Origin of the sequence: Nonomuraea sp. LP-02 (assembly GCF_036289125.1) — a bacterium.
In the GTDB taxonomy this organism is placed as follows: domain Bacteria; phylum Actinomycetota; class Actinomycetes; order Streptosporangiales; family Streptosporangiaceae; genus Nonomuraea; species Nonomuraea bangladeshensis.
In genome coordinates this window covers 5753609-5776885 of the sequence record NZ_JAXCLK010000001.1, presented here as the reverse complement: position 1 = coordinate 5776885, position 23277 = coordinate 5753609, and the positions used below count along the sequence as shown (strand labels likewise).

Annotated in this window: 28 protein-coding genes; 14 read left to right on the top strand and 14 right to left on the bottom strand. The window is 72.0% G+C overall.

Annotated features, from left to right (window positions below; translation table 11 throughout):
- Window positions 1-73: 73 nt before the first annotated feature.
- The 3 genes from SMD20_RS27030 (at window position 74) to SMD20_RS27020 (ending at window position 1767) form a co-directional block, all read left to right on the top strand.
- Complete coding sequence (locus SMD20_RS27030) at window positions 74-1003, top strand: AraC family transcriptional regulator (RefSeq protein WP_329586219.1); 930 nt, start codon at window positions 74-76, stop codon at window positions 1001-1003.
- Window positions 1000-1512 (top strand): HAD domain-containing protein, encoded by a 513-nt coding sequence (locus tag SMD20_RS27025; protein ID WP_329586216.1) that lies wholly within the window; start codon window positions 1000-1002, stop codon window positions 1510-1512. Before SMD20_RS27030 ends, SMD20_RS27025 begins: the two co-directional genes overlap by 4 nt.
- Window positions 1513-1575: 63 nt before the next feature.
- Window positions 1576-1767: a PspC domain-containing protein gene (locus tag SMD20_RS27020; protein ID WP_091080088.1), complete on the top strand. Its 192-nt coding sequence runs from the start codon at window positions 1576-1578 to the stop codon at window positions 1765-1767.
- Here the strand turns inward: SMD20_RS27020 and SMD20_RS27015 are convergent.
- A complete protein-coding gene (locus SMD20_RS27015; protein WP_329586210.1) occupies window positions 1752-2618 on the bottom strand; it encodes an alpha/beta fold hydrolase in 867 nt (288 codons plus the stop codon). The two genes, SMD20_RS27020 and SMD20_RS27015, sit on opposite strands and share 16 nt — an antisense overlap.
- A gap of 64 nt (window positions 2619-2682) precedes the next feature.
- On the opposite strand from SMD20_RS27015, the gene lipB reads away from it, so the two are divergent.
- Window positions 2683-3321 (top strand): lipoyl(octanoyl) transferase LipB, encoded by a 639-nt coding sequence (lipB, locus tag SMD20_RS27010; RefSeq protein WP_329586207.1) that lies wholly within the window; start codon window positions 2683-2685, stop codon window positions 3319-3321.
- 63 nt (window positions 3322-3384) lie between these two features.
- Here the strand turns inward: lipB and SMD20_RS27005 are convergent, their stop codons facing one another.
- Window positions 3385-4917, bottom strand: a complete 1533-nt coding sequence (locus SMD20_RS27005) for an amino acid permease (protein ID WP_329586205.1) — start codon at window positions 4915-4917, stop codon at window positions 3385-3387.
- A gap of 156 nt (window positions 4918-5073) precedes the next feature.
- On the bottom strand, window positions 5074-5619 hold the full coding sequence (locus tag SMD20_RS27000) for a type 1 glutamine amidotransferase domain-containing protein (RefSeq protein WP_329586202.1): 546 nt from the start codon (window positions 5617-5619) through the stop codon (window positions 5074-5076).
- 118 nt (window positions 5620-5737) lie between these two features.
- Between SMD20_RS27000 and SMD20_RS26995 the strand changes: the two genes are divergently transcribed.
- Window positions 5738-6007, top strand: a complete 270-nt coding sequence (locus SMD20_RS26995) for a heavy-metal-associated domain-containing protein (protein WP_329586199.1) — start codon at window positions 5738-5740, stop codon at window positions 6005-6007.
- Between the two features lie 4 nt (window positions 6008-6011).
- Here the strand turns inward: SMD20_RS26995 and SMD20_RS26990 are convergent, their stop codons facing one another.
- On the bottom strand, window positions 6012-6362 hold the full coding sequence (locus tag SMD20_RS26990) for a ribosomal maturation YjgA family protein (protein ID WP_329586197.1): 351 nt from the start codon (window positions 6360-6362) through the stop codon (window positions 6012-6014).
- A gap of 149 nt (window positions 6363-6511) precedes the next feature.
- Here SMD20_RS26990 and SMD20_RS26985 point away from each other — a divergent pair, with 149 nt between their 5' ends.
- The 5 genes from SMD20_RS26985 to SMD20_RS26965 are packed head-to-tail and all read left to right on the top strand — an operon-like array spanning window position 6512 to window position 12225.
- Window positions 6512-8326 (top strand): ABC transporter substrate-binding protein, encoded by a 1815-nt coding sequence (locus SMD20_RS26985; RefSeq protein WP_329586194.1) that lies wholly within the window; start codon window positions 6512-6514, stop codon window positions 8324-8326.
- Window positions 8323-9375 carry an ABC transporter permease gene (locus SMD20_RS26980; RefSeq protein WP_329586192.1) on the top strand — a complete coding sequence of 351 codons (1053 nt, stop codon included), beginning with the start codon at window positions 8323-8325 and terminating at the stop codon, window positions 9373-9375. The genes SMD20_RS26985 and SMD20_RS26980 overlap by 4 nt, the downstream gene beginning before the upstream one ends.
- Window positions 9372-10253 carry an ABC transporter permease gene (locus SMD20_RS26975; protein ID WP_329586190.1) on the top strand — a complete coding sequence of 294 codons (882 nt, stop codon included), beginning with the start codon at window positions 9372-9374 and terminating at the stop codon, window positions 10251-10253. The genes SMD20_RS26980 and SMD20_RS26975 overlap by 4 nt, the downstream gene beginning before the upstream one ends.
- On the top strand, window positions 10250-11224 hold the full coding sequence (locus tag SMD20_RS26970; RefSeq protein ID WP_329586187.1) for an ABC transporter ATP-binding protein: 975 nt from the start codon (window positions 10250-10252) through the stop codon (window positions 11222-11224). Before SMD20_RS26975 ends, SMD20_RS26970 begins: the two co-directional genes overlap by 4 nt.
- A complete protein-coding gene (locus SMD20_RS26965) occupies window positions 11221-12225 on the top strand; it encodes an ABC transporter ATP-binding protein (protein ID WP_329586184.1) in 1005 nt (334 codons plus the stop codon). The genes SMD20_RS26970 and SMD20_RS26965 overlap by 4 nt, the downstream gene beginning before the upstream one ends.
- On the opposite strand, the gene SMD20_RS26960 is transcribed toward SMD20_RS26965, so the two are convergent.
- Both SMD20_RS26960 and SMD20_RS26955 read right to left on the bottom strand, forming a co-directional pair.
- The gene (locus SMD20_RS26960; protein ID WP_329586181.1) at window positions 12222-12869 is read right to left on the bottom strand and encodes a response regulator transcription factor; all 648 of its coding nucleotides are present in this window, start codon (window positions 12867-12869) and stop codon (window positions 12222-12224) included. The genes SMD20_RS26965 and SMD20_RS26960 overlap by 4 nt on opposite strands.
- Window positions 12866-13990, bottom strand: coding sequence for a sensor histidine kinase (locus SMD20_RS26955; RefSeq protein WP_329586178.1), 1125 nt, complete (start codon window positions 13988-13990; stop codon window positions 12866-12868). Before SMD20_RS26955 ends, SMD20_RS26960 begins: the two co-directional genes overlap by 4 nt.
- Window positions 13991-14099: 109 nt before the next feature.
- Between SMD20_RS26955 and SMD20_RS26950 the strand changes: the two genes are divergently transcribed.
- Window positions 14100-15167, top strand: a complete 1068-nt coding sequence (locus SMD20_RS26950; protein WP_329586175.1) for an alpha/beta hydrolase family protein — start codon at window positions 14100-14102, stop codon at window positions 15165-15167.
- On the opposite strand, the gene SMD20_RS26945 is transcribed toward SMD20_RS26950, so the two are convergent.
- On the bottom strand, window positions 15128-15952 hold the full coding sequence (locus SMD20_RS26945; RefSeq protein ID WP_329586172.1) for an NmrA family NAD(P)-binding protein: 825 nt from the start codon (window positions 15950-15952) through the stop codon (window positions 15128-15130). The two genes, SMD20_RS26950 and SMD20_RS26945, sit on opposite strands and share 40 nt — an antisense overlap.
- 58 nt (window positions 15953-16010) lie before the next feature.
- Window positions 16011-17189 carry an FAD-dependent monooxygenase gene (locus SMD20_RS26940; protein ID WP_329586169.1) on the bottom strand — a complete coding sequence of 393 codons (1179 nt, stop codon included), beginning with the start codon at window positions 17187-17189 and terminating at the stop codon, window positions 16011-16013.
- Window positions 17190-17249: 60 nt separating this feature from the next.
- On the opposite strand from SMD20_RS26940, the gene SMD20_RS26935 reads away from it, so the two are divergent.
- On the top strand, window positions 17250-17816 hold the full coding sequence (locus tag SMD20_RS26935) for a TetR/AcrR family transcriptional regulator (protein ID WP_329586167.1): 567 nt from the start codon (window positions 17250-17252) through the stop codon (window positions 17814-17816).
- 4 nt (window positions 17817-17820) lie between these two features.
- Here SMD20_RS26935 and SMD20_RS26930 read toward each other — a convergent pair whose 3' ends face one another.
- The 3 genes from SMD20_RS26930 to SMD20_RS26920 are packed head-to-tail and all read right to left on the bottom strand — an operon-like array spanning window position 17821 to window position 19439.
- Window positions 17821-18459: a maleylpyruvate isomerase N-terminal domain-containing protein gene (locus SMD20_RS26930; protein ID WP_329586165.1), complete on the bottom strand. Its 639-nt coding sequence runs from the start codon at window positions 18457-18459 to the stop codon at window positions 17821-17823.
- Window positions 18460-18477: 18 nt separating this feature from the next.
- Window positions 18478-18792, bottom strand: coding sequence for a DMT family transporter (locus tag SMD20_RS26925; RefSeq protein WP_329586162.1), 315 nt, complete (start codon window positions 18790-18792; stop codon window positions 18478-18480).
- On the bottom strand, window positions 18789-19439 hold the full coding sequence (locus SMD20_RS26920; RefSeq protein ID WP_329586159.1) for an FMN-dependent NADH-azoreductase: 651 nt from the start codon (window positions 19437-19439) through the stop codon (window positions 18789-18791). Before SMD20_RS26920 ends, SMD20_RS26925 begins: the two co-directional genes overlap by 4 nt.
- Window positions 19440-19515: 76 nt before the next feature.
- On the opposite strand from SMD20_RS26920, the gene SMD20_RS26915 reads away from it, so the two are divergent.
- A complete protein-coding gene (locus tag SMD20_RS26915) occupies window positions 19516-20091 on the top strand; it encodes a TetR/AcrR family transcriptional regulator (protein WP_329586156.1) in 576 nt (191 codons plus the stop codon).
- On the opposite strand, the gene SMD20_RS26910 is transcribed toward SMD20_RS26915, so the two are convergent.
- Window positions 20057-20785: a nucleotidyltransferase domain-containing protein gene (locus tag SMD20_RS26910; protein WP_329586153.1), complete on the bottom strand. Its 729-nt coding sequence runs from the start codon at window positions 20783-20785 to the stop codon at window positions 20057-20059. The two genes, SMD20_RS26915 and SMD20_RS26910, sit on opposite strands and share 35 nt — an antisense overlap.
- A gap of 10 nt (window positions 20786-20795) precedes the next feature.
- Here SMD20_RS26910 and SMD20_RS26905 point away from each other — a divergent pair, with 10 nt between their 5' ends.
- Window positions 20796-21611 (top strand): SDR family NAD(P)-dependent oxidoreductase, encoded by an 816-nt coding sequence (locus tag SMD20_RS26905; RefSeq protein ID WP_329586150.1) that lies wholly within the window; start codon window positions 20796-20798, stop codon window positions 21609-21611.
- On the opposite strand, the gene SMD20_RS26900 is transcribed toward SMD20_RS26905, so the two are convergent.
- Entirely contained in the window at window positions 21598-22536 is a 939-nt protein-coding gene (locus tag SMD20_RS26900; protein ID WP_329586147.1) for a ribose-phosphate diphosphokinase, read from the bottom strand. The genes SMD20_RS26905 and SMD20_RS26900 overlap by 14 nt on opposite strands.
- Window positions 22537-22569: 33 nt before the next feature.
- Window positions 22570-23196, bottom strand: coding sequence for an HAD family hydrolase (locus SMD20_RS26895; protein ID WP_329586145.1), 627 nt, complete (start codon window positions 23194-23196; stop codon window positions 22570-22572).
- Window positions 23197-23277: the final 81 nt, after the last annotated feature.

Sequence of the window (23277 nt, the reverse complement as noted above, 5' to 3'; positions counted from 1 at the left end):
ATCCAGTAAGCCCCCCAGCCCGTAAGACTCTCCATGGTTGAGAAGCGCGAAGGCATATGCGATCGTCTCACTCATGGATCAGCTCGCGGCGCTACTGGACGGCCCGCGGGCCCGTGGCGCCTTCCTGCTGCGCTGCGTCCTCGACCCGCCGTGGTCGATCCTGGTGCAGGACGAGGCCCCGCTGTCGGTGACCGCGCTGGTGCGCGGCGAGGCGTGGGTGCTGCTCGACGGCGCCGAGCCGGTACGCCTCGGTCCGGGCGAGGTGGCGATCAACCGGGGGCCGGAGCCGTACGTGGTGGCCGACCGGCCCGGCACCGCGCCGCAGATCGTCATCCACCCCGGCCAGCGCTGCACCACGCTCGACGGCAGCGCCCTCCACCAGGCCATGGACCTGGGGGTGCGGACATGGGGCAACGCCGCCGACGGCGGGACCGTGATGCTGACCGGCACGTACACGATGGAGGGCGAGGTCAGCAGGCGGCTGCTGGAGGCGCTGCCGCCGCTCGTCGTGCGGCCGGGCGGCCCGGTCATCGGCCTGCTCGGCGCGGAGATCGACAAGGACGAGCCGGGCCAGGAGGCCGTGCTGGACCGGCTGCTCGACCTGCTGCTCATCGCCGTGCTGCGGGCGCACTTCGCCGCCCACGAGGCCCCCGCGTGGTACCGCGCGATGGGCGACCCCGTCGTGGGCAAGGCCCTGCGCATGCTGCACCACAATCCCGCCCACCCGTGGACGGTCGCCGCGCTGGCCGCCGAGGTCGGCGTCTCGCGGGCGGCGCTCGCCCGGCGGTTCACCGACCTGGTGGGGGAGCCGCCGATGGCCTTCCTCACCGGCTGGCGGCTGGCGCTCGCCGCCGATCTGCTGCGCGAGCCCGACGCCACGATCGGGGCGGTGGCCCGCAAGGTCGGCTACGGCAGCCCGTTCGCGCTGAGCGCGGCCTTCAAGCGGGTACGCGGCGTGAGCCCCCAGGAATACCGGCGGCAGCCGGCCGGAGCCGTCGAGTGAGACCGCTGCTGCTGCTCGACGTGGACGGCGTGCTCAACCCGATCGGCCGCCGGCCCCCGGGCTACCGGCGTTACCGCTGCGTCGTCGACGGCGAGACGTACGTCGTGCGCCTCGACCCCCGGCACGGCCGCCAGTTGCTCGACCTCGCCGAGGCCACCGGGGCGGAGCTGGCGTGGGCGACGACCTGGGAGGAGCACGCCAACGACTGGATCGCCCCGCGCATCGGCCTGCCCTCGCTGCCCGTCGTCGCGGTGAACGCCCTCACCACGCCGGTGAGCGGGCACGGCGAGATGTTCAAGACCCCGGCGGTGGCGGCGTACGCGGGGCGGCGGCCGTTCGTCTGGTTCGACGATCAGGTGTGGGCCGAGGACGAGGAGTATCTCAGGGTCCATCAGGGTGTCGGCGATTTCCTGCTCGTGCACGTGGATCCGGCACACGGACTGACCAGCGGTCATCTGGGCACTGCATTGGAGTGGCTGACCCTTACAGGGTTTTCTCAGGGTTCCTGACGGGAGTCCTGAGCGCGGCCCCGTCCGTTGGCCCAGTAGGTCGAGAGAAACGGAAGGAACACCATGTACCGCTCCCGAGAGCACAGAATCCTCGCCGGTGTCTGCGGCGGCATCGCCGACAAGACGGGCATGCCCCCCACGCTGGTCCGGATCCTCTGGCTGCTCCTCTCCCTCATCCCCGGACCGCTGTGGGTCGTCTACGTCGCCATGTGGATCCTCGTCCCGGAGGAGCCCAAGGGCTACCGCACCGTCTGATCAAGCGCCGTCTGATCCAGCCAGTTCCGCAGGGTCCCGGCGAACCACACGGGGTCGTCGAGCCACGGGAAGTGGCCCGCTCCTGGCTGCACCGCGAGCTCGGCACGGGGGAACAGGCCGGCGACCTCGCCCATGGCCGGAGGCGGGCCGGCCACGTCCACCTCGCCGGCCAGCACGAACACCGGGGCGTCGAGCGCCTTGAGCGCGGCGCGCGTGGCCGCCGGGTCGAAGGCGCCCTCGGCGCCGAACCCGGCCGCCGCCTCCCGGCTCAGCCGCCGCTCCCCGTCGGCGTGGTGGGCCCGCGCGGGCGCGTCCCAGCGTCCGTAGGTGAAGGGGGCGATGAGTGAGCCGTCGCCGGGCCGGCCCTCGCCCGCCGTGATCCGCTCCAGGGCCGCGTACGCCTCGGCGAACCAGGGCTCGGCGGCGCGCGTGCGGGCGACCTCGCGCCGCGTCTCCCCGGCGATGTCGACGCCGACCGCCCGGGTGCTGGGGGTGATCAGGACGAGGCGGGCGATCCTGGCGGGGTGGCGGGCGGCGTACCGGACGGCGAGGTTCGCGCCCCCGCAGTGGCCGAGGAGGTCGAGACGGTCCTCGCCGAGGTGCGCGCGCAGGGCCTCCACGTCCTCGGCCTGCCGGTCGCACCGGTACGTCGCGGCGTCGGCCGGCGTCGCCGAGTCGCCGGTGCCGCGCAGGTCCAGGGTGATCACCCGCCGGTGCGCGGACAGCCCGCCGAGGTCGCCCAGGTACGCCGACGCCTGCGGCCCGCCCGGCAGGCAGACGAGCGGCCGGCCCTTGGAGCCGTGGACGTGGTAGGCGAGCGTGGTGCCGTCATGAGCGGCGAAGGTCGGCATGCCGGGCATTCTGGCAGGCGTCCCTGGCGTCCGCCGCGTTCCGGTGGCGGCATATCCTCGAACCATGAGGGCAAGGCCGTTGACACTCCTCCAGGACGATCTCGTCGACTACGACCCCGCGATGGAACGCATGACCGACCTCGTCGGGCAGCGCCAGCGGGACGAACGCCCCGACACGCTCTGGCTGCTCAGCCATCCGTCCGTCTACACCGTCGGCCGCCGCACCCCGGCCGCCCACCTGCCCGACCCCTCGCACGGCATCCCAGTCGCCGAGACCGGCCGCGGCGGGCAGCTCACCTACCACGGCCCCGGGCAGCTCGTCGGCTACCTCGTCGTCAAGCTCGCCGAGGACGAGGGCATCGTCGACTACGTCCGCGAGGTGGAGCTGCGCCTGGTGGAGGCGCTGGGCAAGCTCGGGCTGCCGGCCGAGCGCCGCGACACCCCGCCCGGCTCCGAGCTGCTGACCGGCGTGTGGACCTGCGAGACCGGCCGCAAGATCATCTCCATCGGCATGCGGCAGAGCCGCGGCGTCACCAGCCACGGTTTCGCGCTCAACGTCGACGGCGACCTCACGCCGTGGAACTGGGCGGTCGCCTGCGGCATGCCGGACGTCGACATGACCTCGCTCCAGCGCGAGCTCGGCACGGCCTCGATGGACGAGGTCCGCAAGGTCGTCGCCGAGGCGTTCGAGGCGTCCGACTGAGTGCCCACCTGAGGGCCCGGCTGAGGGCCTGCCCGCCCCGGCCGGCAGGCCCCCGGAGGACGATCAGACGGTCTCGGTCTCCTCGTCGACGGTCCGGCGCGGGCCGGTGAACCAGTGGCGGGCCGACAGGGTCCACCACAGCGCGATGAGGATGAGCACGACGCCCACCGCGATGGGCGCGTAGTTCACCGACGTCCAGGTGAAGTCGTCGCTGGCCGGCACGCCGGCCGGGCTGAACGGCATGATGAAGTAGATCGAGACGATCACGATCTCGACGCAGGCGATCCAGCACAGCGCCTTGTACTTGCGTCCGAGGGTCCACGGTCCCGGCTGGAAGGCGTCGCCCATGCGCAGGCGGAGCCAGATCGGGATGAGGAAGGCCAGGTAGAGGCCGATGACCGCGATCGACACGACGGCGTAGAACGCGACCGGGGTGGTCAGCCCGGCGGGGGCGTAGAGCGCGGGCAGGGTGATCAGGGCGGCCACCACGCAGCCGGCGATGATGGCGTTGACGGGCGTGCGGTTGCGGTCCACCTTCGACCACAGCCGCCAGCCGGGCACCGCGCCGTCCCGCGAGAAGGCGTACGTCATCCGCGACATCGAGGTCACGCAGCTCATGCCGCAGAAGAACTGGCCGATGGTGGAGATGGCGAAGACCACCGTGGCGAGCGGCGAGGACAGCGCGGTCTCGAAGATGGCGCCGACGAATCCGCCCTGCTTGTTGAGCTCGTCCACGTTCGTGGCGGCGAACAGGAACGCCAGCAGCAGGATCCAGCCGCCGATCGCCGAGTAGAAGATCGACTGCCACAGGCCGCGGGCCGCGGTCCTGGCCGCGCCGTGGGTCTCCTCGGAGACGTGGGCGCAGGCGTCGAACCCGGTGATCGTGTACTGGGTGAGCAGGAAGCCGAGCGGCAGCACGTACAGCCAGAAGGGCAGGCCGTCGGAGCCGTCGCCGAAGCCGGAGTTGTTGTTGGTGCCGCCGAAGACGAAGCCGAGCGACTGGTGGTCGGACGGGGCGAAGACCAGGATCGCGACGACGATCACGGCGCCGGCGACGTGCCACCAGACGGAGACGTTCTGCAGCAGCGAGATGAGCCGGTGGCTGAAGATGTTGATCAGGGCGTGCAGGGCGAGCACGATCACGAACAGCAGGAACGTCTGCGTGAGCGTGCCCTCCCACGCGCCGCCGGTCAGGCGGGAGAGGACGATGTTGAGGAACGTGGCGCAGCCGTAGTCGACCGACGCGGTGACGGCGATGAGCCCGATGAGGTTGAGCCAGCCGGTGAACCAGCCGTGGATCGGCTTGCCCATCTTGGCGGCCCACCAGTAGATGCCGCCGGCCGTCGGGTAGGCCGAGACCAGCTCGGCCATGCAGAACCCGATGATGAGGATGAACAGCGAGATCACCGGCCAGCCCCATGAGATGGCGATGGGGCCGCCGTTGTTCCAGGCCTGTCCGAAGGTCGTGAAGCAGCCGGCGAGGATCGAGATGATGGAGAAGGAGATGGCGAAGTTCGAGAATCCGCTCCAGGTGCGGGCCAGCTCTTGCTTGTAGCCGAGCTCGGCGAGTCGCCTGGAATCCTCGTCAACGGACATGAGGTCTCCCTGGGGGGCGCGGAGGACGCTCTGTATGGTCTACGTCTAGACCATTTCCTGCCGTGGGACAAGGCGTTACAGGCGGGTTTCGATCTCGTCAGGACCGAACGCCGACGGCCGGCGACCTCCTGGAGGTCGCCGGCCGCCTGATGCGGGTCACTCGCCGAACGCGTCGGTCGCCGCCTGGCAGAACGCCTTCAGGTCGTCCGGCTTGCGGCTGGTGACGAGGGTGTTCGGGCCCTCGGTGTCCACCACGACCTCCTGGTCCACCCAGGTGGCGCCGGCGTTGCGGAGATCGGTCTGAAGGCTGGGCCACGAGGTCATCGTGCGCCCGCGCACCACGTCCGCCTCGATCAGCGTCCAGGGCGCGTGGCAGATGGCCGCGACCGGCTTGCCGGCGTCGAAGAACGCGTGGACGAACCGTACGGCGGTGGGCTGCATGCGCAGGAAGTCCGGGTTGGCGACGCCTCCGGGCAGCACGAGGCCGTCGAAGGACGCCGGGTCGGCGGTGTCCACCGTGTCGTCCACGGCGAACTCGTCGGCCTTGTCCAGGTGGTGGAACCCCTGGATCTGCCCGGAGTCGGTGGAGATCAGCTTGGGCGTGCCGCCCGCCTGCTTGACCGCCTTCCATGGTTCGGTGAGCTCCACCTGCTCCACGCCCTCGGGCGCGACGAGAAAGGCGATGGTCTTGCCGTTCATCATGTGAACTCTCCTATGAATCAGCGGTTTTCTCCCCTCTATCCGGCCGTGTCGGATGTATGCGTCTTTACCCTAGGGGGGTATAGTGCCCGGGGAACGTCACTGTGAGGAGGGAGTCGTCATGACCGTCACGACATACCAGGTCGAGGGCATGACCTGCGGCCACTGCGTGAGCTCGGTGACCGAGGAGGTCGGCAAGGTGGCCGGGGTGAGCGGGGTGGAGGTGGACCTGGCGTCCGGGGCCGTGACCGTGACGAGCGCCGCGCCGCTCGACGCGGACGCGGTGGAGGCCGCCGTCAAGGAGGCGGGCTACGAGCTGGCCGGCCGGATCGAGCTGCTGCCCCAGGCGGGCGGCGGCGGGTGCTGCGGCGGCTCCTGCGGCTGCGGCTGACCGCTCAGCGTGCCAGGCGGGCGCGGGCGACGGTGTGGACGACCCATGCCAGGCCCGCGCCGACCGCGTACCAGAGCAGGTCGGGCGGGTTGAAGGTGCTGCCCAGCAGCGGCCGCAACAGGGGAGGGATCTCCCCGAGCTGGGCGAACTCGATCGCCCAGCTCAGCCCGGCCGACACCGACGCCGCGACCCACGGCCGCACCCGCGGGGCCACGAGCAGCACGAACGTGTAGATCAGTACGGTGTAGAGCGCGTCACCGGCGTACTTCGGCACCGGCCCGTCCCAGAGCAGGCGCACGCCGAGCCCTGCGGCGACGGTCAGGACGGCGGCGAGGGCGGTGAGCAGGCGGGGCACCAGATTTACGGTAGTGCCGGTAAAGACTGAAAATTTACACCGCCAAAGGATACGAAGCTGAAACAATTTTCCGTGTCTCGTTGACACACGGTCTCCGTATGGTGTGCCTTTCCATACACAGGAAAACCCCGCCTGAAGGTGAGGCACTCATGAGTAAATGGCTCGCGCGCCTGGTAGCGCTGGGCTTGGCGGTATTAGTGGCAGGTCAGGGCACTACAGCGGCCCTAGCGCAGGAACCGGCGGCGGGGAAGAAGATCTTCAGGGTCGGCGCGACCCAGGCCATGGACTCGATGAACCCGTTCCTCGCGGTCCGCCTGGTCTCGACCTCCATCCACCGCTGGATGTACGGCTTCCTGACGGTGCCCGACTCGAAGACCCTCGCGCCCAGCCCCGACCTCGCCGAGTCGTGGACGACGTCGGAGGACGGGCTCACCTGGACGTTCAAGATCCGCCAGGCGAAGTGGTCCGACGGCCAGCCGATCACGGCTGAGGACGCCGCCTGGACGTTCAACAAGATGATGACCGACGAGGCCGCCAAGACGGCGAACGGCCCCGCGGTGGAGAACTTCGAGACCGTCACGGCCAACGGCCAGGACCTCGTCATCAAGCTGAAGGCGCCGCAGGCGTCCATGCTGGAGAACCCGGTCCCGATCATGCCCAAGCACGCTTGGGAGTCGGTCACCGACATGGCCAACTACGACGCCGAGAAGTACCCCACGGTGAGCAGCGGGCCGTACATCGCGGTCGAGCACAAGAAGGACCAGTACGTCAAGCTGCAGGCCAACCCCAACTACTGGCGGGGCAAGCCCAAGATCGACGAGCTCCAGGTCATCTTCTACGACAACCCGCAGGCCGCCGTCGCCGGCCTGAAGAAGGGTGACATCGACCTGCTCGGCCGGATGACTCCGCAGGAGTTCGAGGCCATCCAGAACGACCCGAACATCGAGGCCTGGAACACCCAGGGCCGGCGCGCGGCGTACCTGCAGGTCAACCACGGCGCCACCACGACCGACGACAAGGCCGTCGGCGACGGTCACCCGGCGCTGAAGGACGTCAAGGTCCGCCAGGCCGTGCACTACGCCATCGACAAGCAGAAGCTGGTCGACGAGGTCCAGAACGGCCTGGCCAAGCCCGCCGACGGCTCGATCGTGCCGCCGATGTACAAGGACTGGTTCTGGGAGGCCACCGGCGAGGAGAAGGTCACCTACGACCCCGCCAAGGCCAACCAGATCCTCGACGACGCGGGCTACAAGAAGGGCTCCGACGGCGTCCGCACGATGCCCGACGGCAAGCGCAAGCTGGAGTTCCGCTTCACCATCCACACCGACACGCCGGTCGAGGACAAGCTCGCCGAGTACATGACCGCCTTCCTCAAGGAGGTCGGCATCACGGTCACCACGGTCAAGCTGGACTCCAGCAAGTTCACCGAGGAGACCGGCACCACCGGCAACTTCGACATCGCGATCAGCGGCTGGTCCGTCAACCCCGACCCGGAGGAGGTCCTGGCCACGCACCTGTGCAGCCGGCGGCCCGCTCCGAACGGCGAGGGCGGCGGCACCGAGTCGTTCTTCTGCGACGACACCTTCGAGAAGCTCTACCAGGACCAGCTCAAGGAGCTGGACCGGCCCAAGCGCGTCGAGCTGATCAAGCAGATGCAGGAGCGGCTCTACACCCAGGCGCCGATCATCGCCATCTACTACACCAACGACCTTGAGGGCTACCGCAAGGACCGGGTCACCAGCATCACCCCGATCCCCGAGGACAAGGGCCTGCTCTACGGCGGCAGCGGCTACTGGCCGTTCTACACCGTGGACGTCAAGGCCGCGGCCGCGGCCGGCGCGAGCGGCGAGAGCGGCTCGAACACCGGGCTCATCGCCGGGATCGTCGGCGTCGTGGTGGTCCTCGGCCTCGGTGCCTTCTTCCTGACCAGGCGGCGCAAGAGCACCGCAGACGAGCGCGAATGACCACACCGCTCGAGTCAACGGAGCCCGCCGTCCAGGCGGCGGGCCCCGCGGACGACCGCCCCGCCCGCCGTGGCACGCTGCGTTACGCGGCGTCCAAGGCAGGCGGGGCGCTGTTCAGCATCGCCATGGTGATCGTCGGGACGTTCTTCCTCTTCCGCATGCTTCCCGGTGATCCCGTACGCAACCTCGCGCAGGGCCGCAACATGACCCCCGCGCAGCTCGACCTGGAACGTCGCCGGCTGGGCCTGGACAAGCCGCTGATCGACCAGTTCTTCGACTTCGTCGGCAAGACCCTCCGGCTCGACCTCGGCACCTCCTACGAGTACAAGCGGCCGGTGCTCGACCTCATCGGCGAGCGCATCGGCCCGACGCTGCTGCTCGCCGGCACCGGGCTGGTCATCGCGGTCAGCCTCGGCATCTGGCAGGGCACCCGCGCCGGCTGGCGGCACGGCAGCAGCTTCGACCGCTTCTCCACCGGCGTGTCGCTGGTGCTCTGGTCGGTGCCGACCTTCTGGCTCGGGCTGCTGCTCATGATGGTGTTCGGCGTCGGCATCGGGCCGATCCCCGGGCTGTTCCCGTTCCGCGGCATCGAGAGCGTGGACGCGCCCGACGGGTTCGCGTACGTGCTGGACGTCGCCTCGCACATGGTGCTGCCCTGCCTGACGCTGGTCGCCGTCGTCTACGCCCAGTACCTGCTCGTCATGCGCTCGTCGCTGCTGGAGGAGGTCGGGCAGGACTACGTCACCGTGGCGCGGGCCAAGGGGCTGCGCGACGACGACGTACGGCGGCGGCACGCCGTGCCCAACGCGCTGCTGCCGACCGTGACGCTGGTGTTCATGCGGATCGGGTTCGTCGTGGGCGGCGCGGTCACCGTAGAGACCATCTTCACCTGGCCCGGCCTCGGGCAGCTGTTCTACGAGGCGGTGCGGGTGCCGGACTTCACGCTCATGCAGGGCACGTTCCTGCTGATCACGGTCGCCGTGATCCTCATGAACACGCTGGCCGACGTGGTCTACCACATCCTCGACCCGAGAGTGAGGTCGGCATGACGAGCCTCGCCGCCACGCGGCGCCGCCTCGCGCTGAGCCGCTTCTGGGCCGACTTCCGCACCCACCGGGCCGGGCTCGCCGGCGCGGTCATCCTGCTGGTCGCCGTGCTGCTCGCGCTCACCGCCCCGCTGTTCATCAGCGAGAACGTGACCAGCGTCGTCGAGGGCACCGGTCAGAAGTTCGCGCCGCCCAGCCTCGCCGAGCCGTTCGGCACCGACGAGTCGGGCCGCTCGATCCTGCTCATGGTGTGGTGGGGCTCGCGCACGTCGCTGCTCATCGGCTTCCTCGCCGCGCTGCTCAGCGTGGTCATCGGCCTGGTCGTCGGCGTCGCGGCCGGGCACTTCCGCGGCTGGGTCGGCGGCGCGCTCATGCGGGTCACCGACTGGTTCCTGGTGCTGCCGTCGCTGGTGACGGCACTGGTGCTGGCGGCGATCCTGGGCGGCAGCACGATGACGATCGTCACCGCGATCGCGGTCACGACCTGGCCCTCGACCGCCCGCCTGATCCGCGCCCAGACGCTCGCCGTCGAGGCCCGCCCCTACATCGAGCGCTCAAAGGCGCTCGGCGCGGGGCACTGGCACATCACCACCCGGCACGTGCTCCCCAACGTGGCCCCGCTGCTGCTGGCCAGCACCACGCTGGAGGTGGCCAGCGCGATCGTGACCGAGTCGACGCTCGCCTTCCTCGGCGCGAGCGCCAACAAGACGTCCTGGGGCACGATGCTGCGCGCCTCCTACGACTTCGGCGCCGCCACCAACGCGGCCTGGTGGTACATCATCATTCCCGGCCTGGCCATCCTCATCGTCGTCATGGCGTTCACCCTCATGGGGCGGGCGCTGGAGGCCGTGCTCAACCCCCAGCTCAGGAGGAAGGCGTGAGTCTCCTCGAACTCGATGACGTGTCGGTGACGTACCGTATCGCCGCGGGCGAGGTGCCCGCGGTGCGCGGCGTGTCGCTGACCCTCGACTCCGGAGCGGCGCTCGGAGTCGCCGGCGAGTCGGGATCCGGCAAGTCGACGCTGGCCATGGCGCTGCTCAGGCTCCTGCCCGGGGACGCGCGCGTCGACGGCCGGATCCTCCTCGGCGGCGAGGACATCGCCGCCATGAAGTGGGGACGCCTGCGGGCCGTGCGCTGGGCGGAGGCGTCGATCGTCTTCCAGGGCGCGCAGCACGGGCTCAACCCCGTGCGCAGGATCGGCGACCAGATCGCCGAGCCGCTGCTCGTCCACGGCCTGGCCAAGCCCGAGGGCGCCCGCAAGCGGGTGACCGAACTGCTCGAACAGGTCGGCCTGCCGGCCTGGCGGGCGCGCAGCTACCCGCACGAGCTGTCGGGCGGGCAGCGGCAGCGCGTGATGATCGCGATGGCGCTGGCCTGCTCGCCGCGGCTGATCATCGCCGACGAGCCGACCACCGCGCTCGACGTGATGGTCCAGGCGCAGGTCCTGACGCTGATCAAGGAGCTGGTCGCCGAGCACGGCATCTCGCTGATCATGATCTCGCACGACCTGTCGGTGCTCGCCGACGTCTGCGACCAGCTCGCGGTCATGTACGCCGGCCGCGTCGTCGAGCACGGCCCGTCCGCGCAGGTCTTCCACGACCCGCGCCACCCCTACGCCAAGGCGCTGGCGGCAGCATTCCCGACCGTGGGCGACCCCGCCTCGCGCATGGCGCCGAAGGGGCTCGGCGGCGACCCGCCCGACCCCATGCAGCTCCCGACCGGCTGCGCCTTCCACCCGCGCTGCCCGGCGGCGCTGCCGGAGTGCGCGAGCACCGACGTGGAGCTCTGGCCGGCCGGTCCCGGCCGCGTCGCGGCCTGCGTGCACGTACGGGCGAAGGAGGATGCCTCATGACCGAGACGCAGACGCCCGCCGAGGCGGTCGAGACCTCGCGGCCCACCCTGCTGGAGGCCCGCGACCTGCGCGTGGAGTTCAGCTCGCGGGGCCGCAGGGCGCGCGCCGTGGACGGCGTCAACCTGGCCATCGGCAAGGGCGAGATCGTCGCGCTGGTCGGCGAGTCGGGCTGCGGCAAGACCACGCTCGCCCGCACCCTGCTCGGCCTCGAACGCCCCACCGCCGGCGAGGTCCGCTTCGACGGGGCCGCGCTCGACTACCGGGCGCGGGCGCTCAAGGCGTACCGCAGGCAGGTCCAGCTCGTCCTGCAGGACCCGATGGGCTCGCTCAACCCCCGCCACACCGTGTACGAGGCCGTCGCCGAGGGCCCCCGCATCCACGGCCTGGCCGACGAGCGGGAGGTGGTGGCCAAGGCCCTGTCGCACGCCGGGCTCCGGCCGCCCGACCGGTTCTTCCTGCGCCACCCGCACGAGCTGTCCGGCGGGCAGCGGCAGCGCGTGGTGATCGCGGGCGCGCTGGCCCTCGACCCGAAGGTGCTGATCGCCGACGAGCCGGTGGCCTCACTGGACGCCTCCGTACGCGGCGAGATCCTGGCGCTGCTGCTCCGGCTGCGCGCCGAGCTGGGACTGTCGGCGCTGGTCGTCACGCACGACCTCGGGCTGGCGTGGAACATCGCCGACCGGGTCGCCGTGATGTACCTCGGCAGGATCGTCGAGTCGGGGCCGGTCGAGCAGGTGCTGACCGCGCCGCGGCATCCGTACACGCAGGCGCTGCTGTCGGTGCTGCCGGAGTCGCCGGAACGGGTGGTGCTGACCGGCGAGCCGCCGGACCCGACCCGCATCCCCGGCGGATGCCGCTTCCACGCCCGCTGCCAGGTGCTCGCCTCGGGGCGGGCGGCCGAGGCCGGGGTGGACGGCAGGTGCCGCACCGAGCCGCCGGCCATCCTGCCCGCCGTGGCCGAGGCGCAGGCGGCCTGCCACTACGCGGACGTGACCGGCTAGCCGAGCTCCGCGTCGTGCACCAGGATGGCCGCCTGGACCCGGTTGGCCAGGCCCAGCTTGGCCAGCACCCGGCTGACGTGCGCCTTGACCGTGGCCTCGGTCAGCCGCAGCTCGCGGCCGATCTCGGCGTTGGACAGGCCGCGGGCCAGGGCCCTGATCACGTCCTCCTCGCGGCCGGTCAGCGCGGCGAGGCGGCGGCGGGCGGTCTCGGCCCTGGACGGGGCGCGGCCGGCGTAGGAGGCGAGCAGGCGCCTGGTGACCGACGGGGCGAGCATGGCCTGGCCGGCCGCGACCGTGCGGACGGCCGCGGCCAGCTCCCTCGGCGGGGTGTCCTTGAGCAGGAACCCGACCGCGCCGAGGCGCAGCGCCTCGTGGACGTACTCGTCGAGGTCGAACGTGGTCAGCATGATCACCTTGGGCGGGCCGGGGGCGGCGAGCAGCCGGCCGGCCGCGGTCAGGCCGTCGGTGCCGGGCATGCGCACGTCCATGAGCACGACCTCGGGGCGCAGCCGCGCCGCCGCCGAGACCGCCTCCGCGCCGTCGCGGGCCTCGGCGATCACGACGATGTCGCCCGCCGCCTCCAGGATCAGCCGGAGCCCGGAGCGCACCAGCCCCTCGTCGTCGGCGACCAGGACCCGGATCACGCGGGGATCCTCGCCGCGACCAGGAAACCGCCGTCGTCCTGCGCGCTGGTGCGCAGGGTGCCGCCGAGCAGTTCGACCCGCTCGCGCAGGCCGACCAGGCCCCAGCCCGCCCCGGGCAGCCCGGCGGGCGGGGATCCAGGGGCGTGGTTGCGCACCTCCACCTCCAGCGCCTCCGGCCGGTAGCGGACCCGCACGTCGGTGCGCGCGTCGGCGGCGTGCCTGTGCACGTTGGTGAGCGCCTCCTGCACCACCCGGTACGCGGTCCGCCCCACCGCCGGCTCCACCTCCCTCGCCTCGCCCTCGTCGTGCCTGACGACCTCGACGCCGAGCGCGCGCGACTGGTCGAGCAGCCGGTCGAGGTCGGCGAACGTGGGCGGCGGCGCGACCTCCTCCTCCGTTTGCCGCCGATCGGGGGCCCAGTCGGTGGCGCGGTCGGTGGCACGGAGCACGCCGAGCACGTCGCGCAGGTTCGCCAGCGCCTCGCGGCCGATGCCGCCGATGAGCGCGGCGGTCCGCGCGGCCTCCTCGTCGCCCGTACGCACCTCCAGCGCCCCGGCGTGCAGCACGATCAGCGAGACCCGGTGGGCGACCACGTCGTGCATCTCCCTGGCGATGCGGGCCCGCTCCTGGGCCCTCACCTGCTCGGCCCGCATGATCTGCTCGCGTTCGGCGCGCCGGCGCACCTCGCGGCGGGCCCGCGTCCACAGGCCCAGCGCGAACGGCAGCCCGACCACGGCCAGCGCCATGAACAGCGCGTTGCCGGGGGTGGCGGCCAGGACCTCCCGCACGCCGTCGCGCCAGGCGCCCATCAGCGCGGACGCCCCGAACACGGCCGTGCAGCCGCCCAGGTAGGCCGCGACGTCCCGGCCCCTCACCAGGTCGCGGCCCGCGTGGTAGGAGGCGGCCAGCAGCGGCGGCCACAGCAGGAGCAGGACGTGGCCGACGGCGGCCACGGCGGCGAGGGGCCACCAGGACCGCCGGCTCCACCAGGCTGCCAGCCCGGCCGCCGCGGCGACCGCGAGCTCCGCCGGCAGCGGGAGCCCCGAAGGCGCCCCCGCCTGCCCCTGAAGGACGAACAGGGAGAGCCCGAACATCGCCGCGCCGAGCAGGACGAACCGCATGCCACCAGCGTAGGGGCCAGGCGGGAAGAGGCTTTACGACGAAAGTAGGGGGCGGCGACCGACGATCGGGGCGCACGCCCCGGCGGCTCCCGCCGCCAGATTGGTTCCCATGCTGAAGATTCTGACCGCCCTGTCCCTGGTCGTTGTGCCGCCGCAGGCGGACCTCGCGCTGCCGGAGCCCACCGGCCCGCTGCCCGTGGGCACGACCGACCTGCACCTGGTGGACGACAGCCGCCCCGACCCCTGGAACCCGGAGGCGGACCGGCGTGAGCTGATGGTCACCCTCTGGTATCCGGCCCGGCGCCACAGCGGCGAGCGGGCGCGCTACCTGAGCCCGCAGGAGTCGGCCGCGGTCCTCGCCCTCTACCGCGACGTCCCCCCGGACGCGCTCACCCGGGTCAGAACCCATGCCGGGCGGGAGGCCCCCGTCCGCGCGGGCCGCCATCCGCTCGTCGTCCTCTCGCCCGGTTTCACCTTCCCCCGCGCCACCCTGACCTCGCTCGGCGAGGACCTGGCGAGCCGGGGCTACCTGGTCGCGGCCGTCGAGCACACCTACGAGTCGGTCGCCACCACGTTCCCCGACGGCCGTACGACCACGTGTCTCGCCTGCGTCCCCGGTCAGGACGGTGCCGGCGTCGCGGCCGGGCGGGCGGCGGACGTGAGTTTCGTGCTCGACGAGCTGACGGCGGGGCGCTGGGGCCGGTCCGTCGACCGTTCGCGGATCGCCGTGGCGGGCCATTCGATGGGCGGCAACAGCTCCGCCGCCGTCCTGGCGAAGGACCACCGCGTCAAGGCCGGCGCCAACCTGGACGGCACCTTCATCCCGCAGGTCGAGCGCCTGGACCGGCCGTTCCTGTTGATCGGCTCCCCGCGTACGCATGCGTGGGACGGCAGTGACGACTCGTGGAAGAAGTCCTGGGCCCACCTGAAGGGCCCGAAGAAGTGGATCACCATCACCGGGACCGACCACTCCGCCTTCGTGGACTACGCCGTGCTCCGGCCCCCGCTCGGCATCCCCGCGCAGGAGCTCGACGGCGCGCGGGCGCTGCGGATCACCCGTGATCACCTCGCGGTCTTCCTCGACCGCCACCTGCGGGGGCGCAGGACGCCGGTCCCCGCCGCTCCCGAGGTCGTCGATCAGGGGCGGAAGGCGGCGGCGTTCTCCTCGGCCCACTGACGGAAGCTCCTGGCGTCCCGGCCGGTGACCTCCTTGACGGTCGGGACGACGGTGTAGCCGATCTCCGGCGTGTGGCCGAGCGCGCCGATCAGGAACTCGACGGTCTCCTCGCCCATGCCGTCGGCGCGCCACTTGGCGCGGGCCTCGTCCACGGTGAGCTCGACGAAGCGTACGTCCCTGCCGACGGCGCCGGCCAGGATCGCGACCTTCTCCCTGAGCGTGATCGCCTCGGGGCCGGTCAGCACGTACGTCCGCCCGCCGTGCCCGCCCTCGGTGAGCACGGTCGCGGCCACGGCGGCGATGTCGCGCTCGTGCACCAGCGCGCTCAGCCGGTCGCCGAACGGCTCCTTGATGACGCCCTCGGTCCGGACCGTCTCCGCCCACCAGCGCAGCGTGTTGGACATGAACTCGACCGGGTGCAGCAGCGTCCACTCGATGCCGCTGCCGACGAGCGCCTGCTCAAGCTCGCCGTCCTCGCGCCCGCCGAGCACGGTGACCCGCCGCACGCCGGCCTCGGCGGCAAGCTCGACCAGGGCGGCGCCGTCGGGGAGCGGGGCGTAGTCGTCGCCCGCGAAGTTGATGAGGTGCGCGGCCTCGACGCCGTCGAAGACGCCGGCCAGCTCGGCGGGCCGGGCGAGGTCGCCCGCGACCACCTCGACGCCCTCGGGCAGAGCGGCCGCGGCGGGGTTCCTGGTCAGGGCGCGGACCCGCTGCCCGGCGGCGAGCAGCTCCTCGACGAGGAGGCGGCCGACGGTCCCGGTGGCGCCGGTGACGAGAACGGTCATGGTGAACCCCTTTTCTGGAACGGAACGTTCTGCTCTCAGTTTAGCAGAACGGAACAGTTCATTCCACATAATCCTTGAGCGCGATGGCGTTCGCCGCCCGGTGGATCGGCCCGGCGATGCGCTCCACCATGCGGTCGCGGCCCGGCAGGCGGGGGAGCAGCCGGATCATCGCGAGCTGGAACCACAGAGCGAACCGCGACGGGATCACCATGCCCTTGAGGTTGGCGTCCGCCAGCGCCTGGTTGGCCGTGACGAAGCCGCGCAGCTCCCGCTCGTAGCCCTCCGGGCCGCGGCCCGCCGCCAGCTCGCCGGCCAGCACGTACGCCCCCACGACCGCCAGGCTCGTGCCCTGCCCCGAGGCGGGGGAGGCGCAGTACGCCGCGTCGCCCAGCAACACCACCCGCCCCTTCGACCAGCGGTCCATGCGGATCTGGCAGACCGCGTCGAAGTAGAGGTCGTCGGCCTCGCGCACCGCGTCGAGCAGGCGCGGCACCTCCCAGCGCATCCCGGACATGGCCGTGGTCAGCAGCTCCTTCTGCCGCTCGACGTCCCGGTGGTCGTAGGCGAGCGGCGGGGACGACCAGATGAACGCGGCCCTCGCCACGCCGTCGTCCTGGCGGGTGCTGTAGACGTTGGCGGTGCGGCCGGGCGCCGCGTGCACCGCCTCCTCGCGGTCCAGGCCGAGCGGGTCGGGCACCGAGCAGATCGAGATGTAGTGGCCGAGGTGGCGGACGAAGCCCTCCTCCGGGCCGAACGCCAGCCGCCGGACGTTGGAGTGCGCGCCGTCGGCCCCGATGACCAGGTCGAACGTACGCGGTCCTGAGCGCTCGAAGGTGACCGTGCCGTCCTCGGCGATGGCCGTGATCGAGTCGTCGAAGACGTACTCGACCTCGTCGCGGGTGAGCTCGTACAGCAGCTCGTTGAGGTCGCCGCGCATGATCTCGACGTCGTCGCCGGAGCGCCCGCCGAACAGGTCGGCGTCCATGGTCGCGACCTTCCTGCCGTCGGCGTCGTAGTGGGTGGCGACGCGCATGTCCGTGGCGCGGGCGCGGACCGCGTCCCTGAGGCCCATGCGCTCGATCACCCGCAGCGCCGCGCCCCTGATGTCCACCTTGTAGCCGCCCGAGCGGACGGCGGGGGCCCGCTCGACCACGGTGACGGTGAAGCCGTGCCGGCGCAGCCAGTAGGCCGCGGACGTGCCGGCGATGCTCGCGCCGGAGATGAGGATGTTCGCCATGCCGGAAACGGTACAACTGTCTTAGACGCTTGTCTAGGACGATTGTGCTAATCTGTGAGCATGGGAAACAGGGAGGACCTGCTGGCGGGCGCCAAGCGGTGCCTGGTCGAGAAGGGCTACGTCCGCACCACGGCGCGCGACGTCGCGAGCGCGTCGGGCGTGAGCCTCGCGGCCATCGGCTACCACTTCAAGTCGAAGGAGGCGCTGCTCAACGAGGCGCTGTTCGAGGTCATGCGGGAGTGGGGCGAGGAGCTGGCGGCCACGCTGTCGGCCCAGGTGGAGCCGGGCGCGGACCGGCTGGAGCGTTTCGCCGTCGTCTGGGACCGGGTGCTGGAGTCGTTCGCGCGGCTGCGGCCGCTCTGGGTGACGCAGCTCGAACTCCTGGGCCAGGTCGAGCGCCTGCCCGAGGTGCGCGACCAGCTCGCCGCCGCGAACAGGGAGGCCCAGGAGGGGCTCGCGGAGCTCTTCGAGGGCGGCGAGCCGGGCGCCGACCCCGAGCGCGCGCGGCTGACCGGGGCGCTCTACCAGGCGCTGCTCACCGGGTTCCTGTCCCAGTGGCTGCTCGATCCCGAGCGGGCGCTGTCAGGCCGCGAGGTGGCCGCCGCCCTGCGCCTGGTGACCGCGTAGAACCCTAGAAGGCGCTGATGGTGGCCGGGGCGCGCTCGGCCCGGCTCAGCGTGCGGATGACCGCCGTCGCGCCGTGCCGGTGCACCGCCAGCCGGGCCAGCAGCTCGACCACGGGCCCGATGACCTCCGGCGGCAGGGCGGGCGTCTCGACGCCCACGCTGGCGGCCAGGTCGTCGGCGTGGACCACCAGCTCGACCAGGCGGGTGAGCAGGAAGTCGTCCAGGGTGAGCGCCCAGCCGGACGACTTCACGTAAACGACCCGGTCGGCGGGCTCGGCGGGCAGCGCGGTGACCTGCGCGTCGAGCAGCGCCCGCGTCCGCTCGATCAGCGCGGCCGGGCCGTCGGCCGCGGCGGCCTCGCCGCCCCGCCGGATGCCGACGTTGATCTCGTGGTCGAGGCCCGCCTCCACCCACGGCGAGCGCGAGTAGTGCTCCAGGAGGTCGATCGGCTCGCGGCCGGCGCCGTCGGAGTCGAGCACGTCACGAACCCGGACGATCTGGTGCGCCAGGTGCCCCGCCAGCCCCGCCACGCTGAACTCGGTGAGCGCGCTCGGCTTGTCCCAGCCCGCCGTCACCGCCGGCTCCCCGAGCAGCGACACCGCCGACGTCGCGGCGTTCACGTACGACTTCCTGATGTCCACCATCGCTCGCCCTCCCCTGTGTCAGGCCGTGATCCGGGCCAACACTATCCCTCCCACGATCAGCGCGAGCGCGGCCATCCGTCCCACCGAGACGGGGTCGTCGTGGAGCACCACGCCCAGCGTGATCGCGCCGACCGCGCCGATGCCGGTGAAGACCGCGTACGCGGTGCCGACCGGCAGCGTGTTCATGGCCCGCGACAGCAGCCAGACGGCGGCGGCCATGAGCAGCAGGCTGACCAGCGTGGGCAGCGGGCGGGTGAAGTTCTGGGTCGGCTTGATGCTCTGCGACCAGGCCACCTCGACCAGTCCGGCCAGCAGCAGGACGAGCCAGCTCACCGCGCCGCCTCCGCGAGAGCCTGGACGCGGACCTGGGCGCGGGCCGCGGCCAGCGACTCCTCGTGCCGCTCCCGCAGATGGGCGAGCGCCGGGTCGAGACGGGCGTTGACCAGCTCGGCGTGGACGAACGTCACGTCCTCGACCTGGAAGTGGCCCCGGAGGAAGTCCCGCAGGTAGCGCTCCTCGTGGTCGTACGGCTCGCGGGGCGTTCCGGGGCCGTACGCGCCGCCCCGCGCGCCGGTCACCACGAACGAGCGGCCGGCCAGCGACATCTTGGGGAAGGTGATCTGGTCGAGCCACGCCTTGAGCGACGACGGGATCGAGTAGTTGTACATCGGCGTGCCGATCAGCACGACGTCGGCGGCGACGACCTCGGCGAGCAGCGGCTCGACGATCGCCCAGGCGTCCCGCTGGGCGGGCGTGCGGACCGCCTCCTGGTAGCGGGCGGGGTCGGTGATCTCGTGCTCCAGGACGTGGTCGCACAGCTCCGTCCACGCCTCGCCGATGTGCGGCACGGGGCGGGCGGCGAGGTCGCGGTAGGTGTAGCCGGCGCCGGGGTGGGCGGCGCGCCAGGCGTCGGCGTACTCGGCGGACAGCAGGCGCGAGAACGAGTTCCGGCGCGCACTGGCGTCCAGGTGCAGCAGCATCGTGGATCTCCTCAGCCATGTGGACACTGTGTCCACTTCACTATAACCGGACGCCGTGTCCACCTACAATGGGCGCATGGAGAGAGCCGACGCCGCCCGCAACCGCGCGAGGATCCTGGAGGCCGCCGCCGCGCTCTTCGCCGAGCGCCCGCCCCAGGACGTGACGATGGACGACATCGCCAAGCGGGCCGGCGTCGGCCGGGGCACGCTCTACCGGCGCTATCCCGACCGCGCCTCGATCGCCGTCGCGCTGCTCGACGAGCACGAACGCGAGCTGCAGGAACGGCTGCTGCGCGGCGAGCCGCCGCTCGGCCCAGGAGCGCCGCCCGCCGACCGGCTCGCCGCCTTCTACGCCGCGATGGTGCGCCTCCTGGAGGACCACGCCCACCTGGTGCTGGGCACGGAGGTGGGCCGCTCGCGCTTCGAGACGGGCGCGTACGGCTTCTGGCGGGCCCACGTGCGAGCCCTGCTGGTGGCGGCCGGCACGCCCGACCCGGACGCGCTCGTGGAGGTGCTGCTCGCCCCCCTCGCCCCCGAGGTGTACGGCCACCAGCGCACCCGGCTCGGCCTCACCCCGGAGCGGATCACCGAGGCGCTGGCCCGCCTGACCGTCCTGCTCAGGCCAGGGTCTTCCGGATCGCCGACCGGATGAACGCGCGGGCCAGCTTGGCCCGGCGGAAGCGGCTGAGCCGGGGAGCCGGCGTGCCGTACCTGCGGGCGCGTACGTCGGCCACCACGAGTTCGGGCGCCCCCATCCCCGGCAGCAGGTCCAGGGCCTCCCGCTTGGTGACGAGCCGCCCGTCGGCGAGCGTGACCGCGGCCCGCGCGATCGTCACCGTGCCGAGGTCCACCCAGATGTCATGCAGCCAGCGCCGCCGCCCGCCCGTTTTGACCAGCCAGTAGTCCCGCAGGTCCGTACGGACGAACTCGGCCAGCTCGGCGTCCGACACCGGCGGCAGCAGCCCGGCGGGCGACGGCCCGTACAGTTCGAGCGCCTTCACGTGCAGCTCGCGCCGGGTCACGGGGGTCACCGGGCGGCGGAAGATCTCCTCGTGCGCCCACGTCACGTGCTCGGCGGACGGATCGGCCAGCTCCTGGCGGGCGATGTACGAGCAGTGCAGCCGGTCCGCCAGCGGCAGGTCCAGGCCGCGGTGCACGGCCTTGATCCGCCGCCAGTGCCCCATCGTGACCGGCTCGTCCACGACCGCGATGAGATCGAGGTCGCTGCGGCCAGGCTGGTAGTCGTCGGTCGCCAGCGACCCGTGGGCCCATAGCGCGACGAGGGGGACGGCGGGCTCCACGGTCTCCAGGAAACGGCTCAGCAGACGGTCGGTCGCGACGTGCATGATGGTCACTATGATCGATCCTCGCCTCACTGGAAAGGTCGCGTTGATCACCGGCGCCAATCAGGGCATCGGGGCGGCGGCCGCGATCGCGCTGGCGGCCCAGGGTGTGGCGGTCTTCCTGACGTACAAACGGCTCGACCCGCTGAAGCATCCGGCCTATCCCGAGGCGTACGACCGGCTGCGCGCCCGCGACGCCGGCGAGGTCGTGGCGCGGGTGCGCGAGGCGGGCGGCAGGGCGGAGGCGGCGGAGGCCGACCTCGCCGACCCGGAGACGCCCGCCCGCCTGTTCGACCTGGCGGAGGCGGCGTTCGGCCCGGTCGAGATCCTGGTCAACAACGCGAGCGGCTGGGTCAGCGACACGTTCACGGCGCGCGGGCACGATCATGTCGGCCGCCCGACGCGGCAGGTGGACGCGGCGACGTACGACCGCCAGTTCGCGGTCGACGTGCGCGCGCCCGCGCTGCTCATCGCCGAGTTCGCCCGGCGGCACGTCGCCCGGGGCGCGAGTTGGGGCCGCATCATCGGCCTGACCTCCGAGGGGCCGCACGGCTTCCCCGGCGAGGTCAGCTACGGCGCGGCCAAGTCGGCCCAGGAGAGCTACACGATGTCGGCGGCCCACGAGCTGGGCCGCCACGGCATCACCGCCAACATGGTCCACCCCCCGATCACCGACACCGGCTGGATCAACGAGGAGGTGGAGAGCCTGGCCCGCGAGCACGGTCCGATCGGCGCCGTCGGGCTGCCGGAGGAGGTGGCCGAGGTGATCACCTACCTCGCCTCCCACCAGGCCCGCCGGGTGACCGCGCAGGTGATCAAGATGTACTGAACAGCGCGCTCACCGACTCGCCGTCGTGGATCCTGCGCATCGCCTCGGCCAGGGCGGGCGCGATCGACAGGATCGTCAGCTTGTCGCTCGGCTTGGGCGGCGGCACAGTGTTCGTGCAGACGATCTCGGCGACCTCGGGCAGCGCGCTCAGCCGCTCCACCGCTCCGTCGGAGAACAGCCCGTGGGTGCACGCCACGCGCACCGAGCGCACGTGCTGCTCGCGCAGCCGGCCGAGCAGCTCGATGACGGTGCTGCCCTTCGCGATCTCGTCGTCCAGGATGATCACGTCCTTGCCGGCCACGTCGCCGATGACCGAGCTGATCACCACCCGGTCGTCGGCGAAGCGCTGCTTGGCGCCCATGGCGACGCTGGTGCCGAGCAGGCGGGCGAAGTGCGCGGCCTCCTTGGCGTTGCCGAGGTCGGGGGAGACGACGACCGTGTTCGACAGGTCGTAGCGGCGGAAGTGCGCGGCCAGTTCGCGCAGCGCGTGCAGGTGGTCCACCGGGACGCTGAAGAACCCGTGCACCTGCGGCGAGTGCAGCGTCATCGTGAGGACCCGGCTCGCGCCGGCCGCGACCATCAGGTCGGCGACCAGCCGGGCGCCGATCGAGATGCGCGGCTGGTCCTTCTTGTCTGATCTGGCGTAGGCGTAGTGGGGCAGGACCACCGTCGTACGGGCCGCGGACGCGCCACGGGCGGCGTCCAGCATGAGCAGCAGCTCGACCAGGTGCTCCTGCGTGGGCGGCACGAGGGGCTGGATGAGGAAGACGTCCCGTTCGCGGCAGTTGGCCTGGAGCTGCACTTCGAGTACGTCGTTCGCGAACCGGTCGACCTGCACCGGCTGCAGGGGTGTGCCCAGGTGGGCGCAGATCTCTTCGGCCAGCTCGGGGTGGGCGCTGCCGCTGAACACCGTGATGTCTCTCACGATTCCGAAAGCATAGCCAGCGAGCCTCCGGGCTCAGGGGATCAGGTCGGGGGCGAGCGCGGCGAGGTCGGGCAGGACCCGCCAGGCCAGCGCCAGCGCGTCAGGGGCGGGCGGGTAGCGCGGGTGCGGCACCGCGATCACCCGCATCCCCGCCGCGTGCGCGGAGCGCAGGCCGTTGCTGGAGTCCTCGACCGCGACGCAGCCGCCCGGGTCCACCCCCATGCGCCGCGCCGCCTCCAGGTAACCGTCGGGCGCGGGCTTGCCCCGTTCGACCTCCTCGGTCGAGACCGTGGCCGCGAAGCAGTCCGTCAGCCCGGCCGCGTCGAGCACCACGTCGATCAGCCGGCGGGGGGACGAGCTGGCGAGCCCGAGCACGCGCCCCGCCGCGAGCCGCCGTACGGTCTCCACCGCGCCCGGCATCAGCGGCACCTCGTCGCGGTAGCGGGCCGCCATCCGGTCGACGACCCCGCGCGCGATCTCGTCGGGCGTCAGGCGCACGCCCAGCTCGTGCAGGTACGCGGCCCACTCGCCGGTGCTCATGCCCATGAGCCGCGACTGGGTGTCCGGCTGCCACGTGCCGCCGTGCTCGGCCACGAACGCCCGCCGCACCTCCTCCCACACCGGCTCGGAGTCGACCAGCACGCCATCGAGATCGAACACGCACGCTCCCATGGACGATCACTCTAACAACCGTCCTGCTTGTCCCTATTGCCCGAGATTCATCCTCTAAGGGGGAATTGT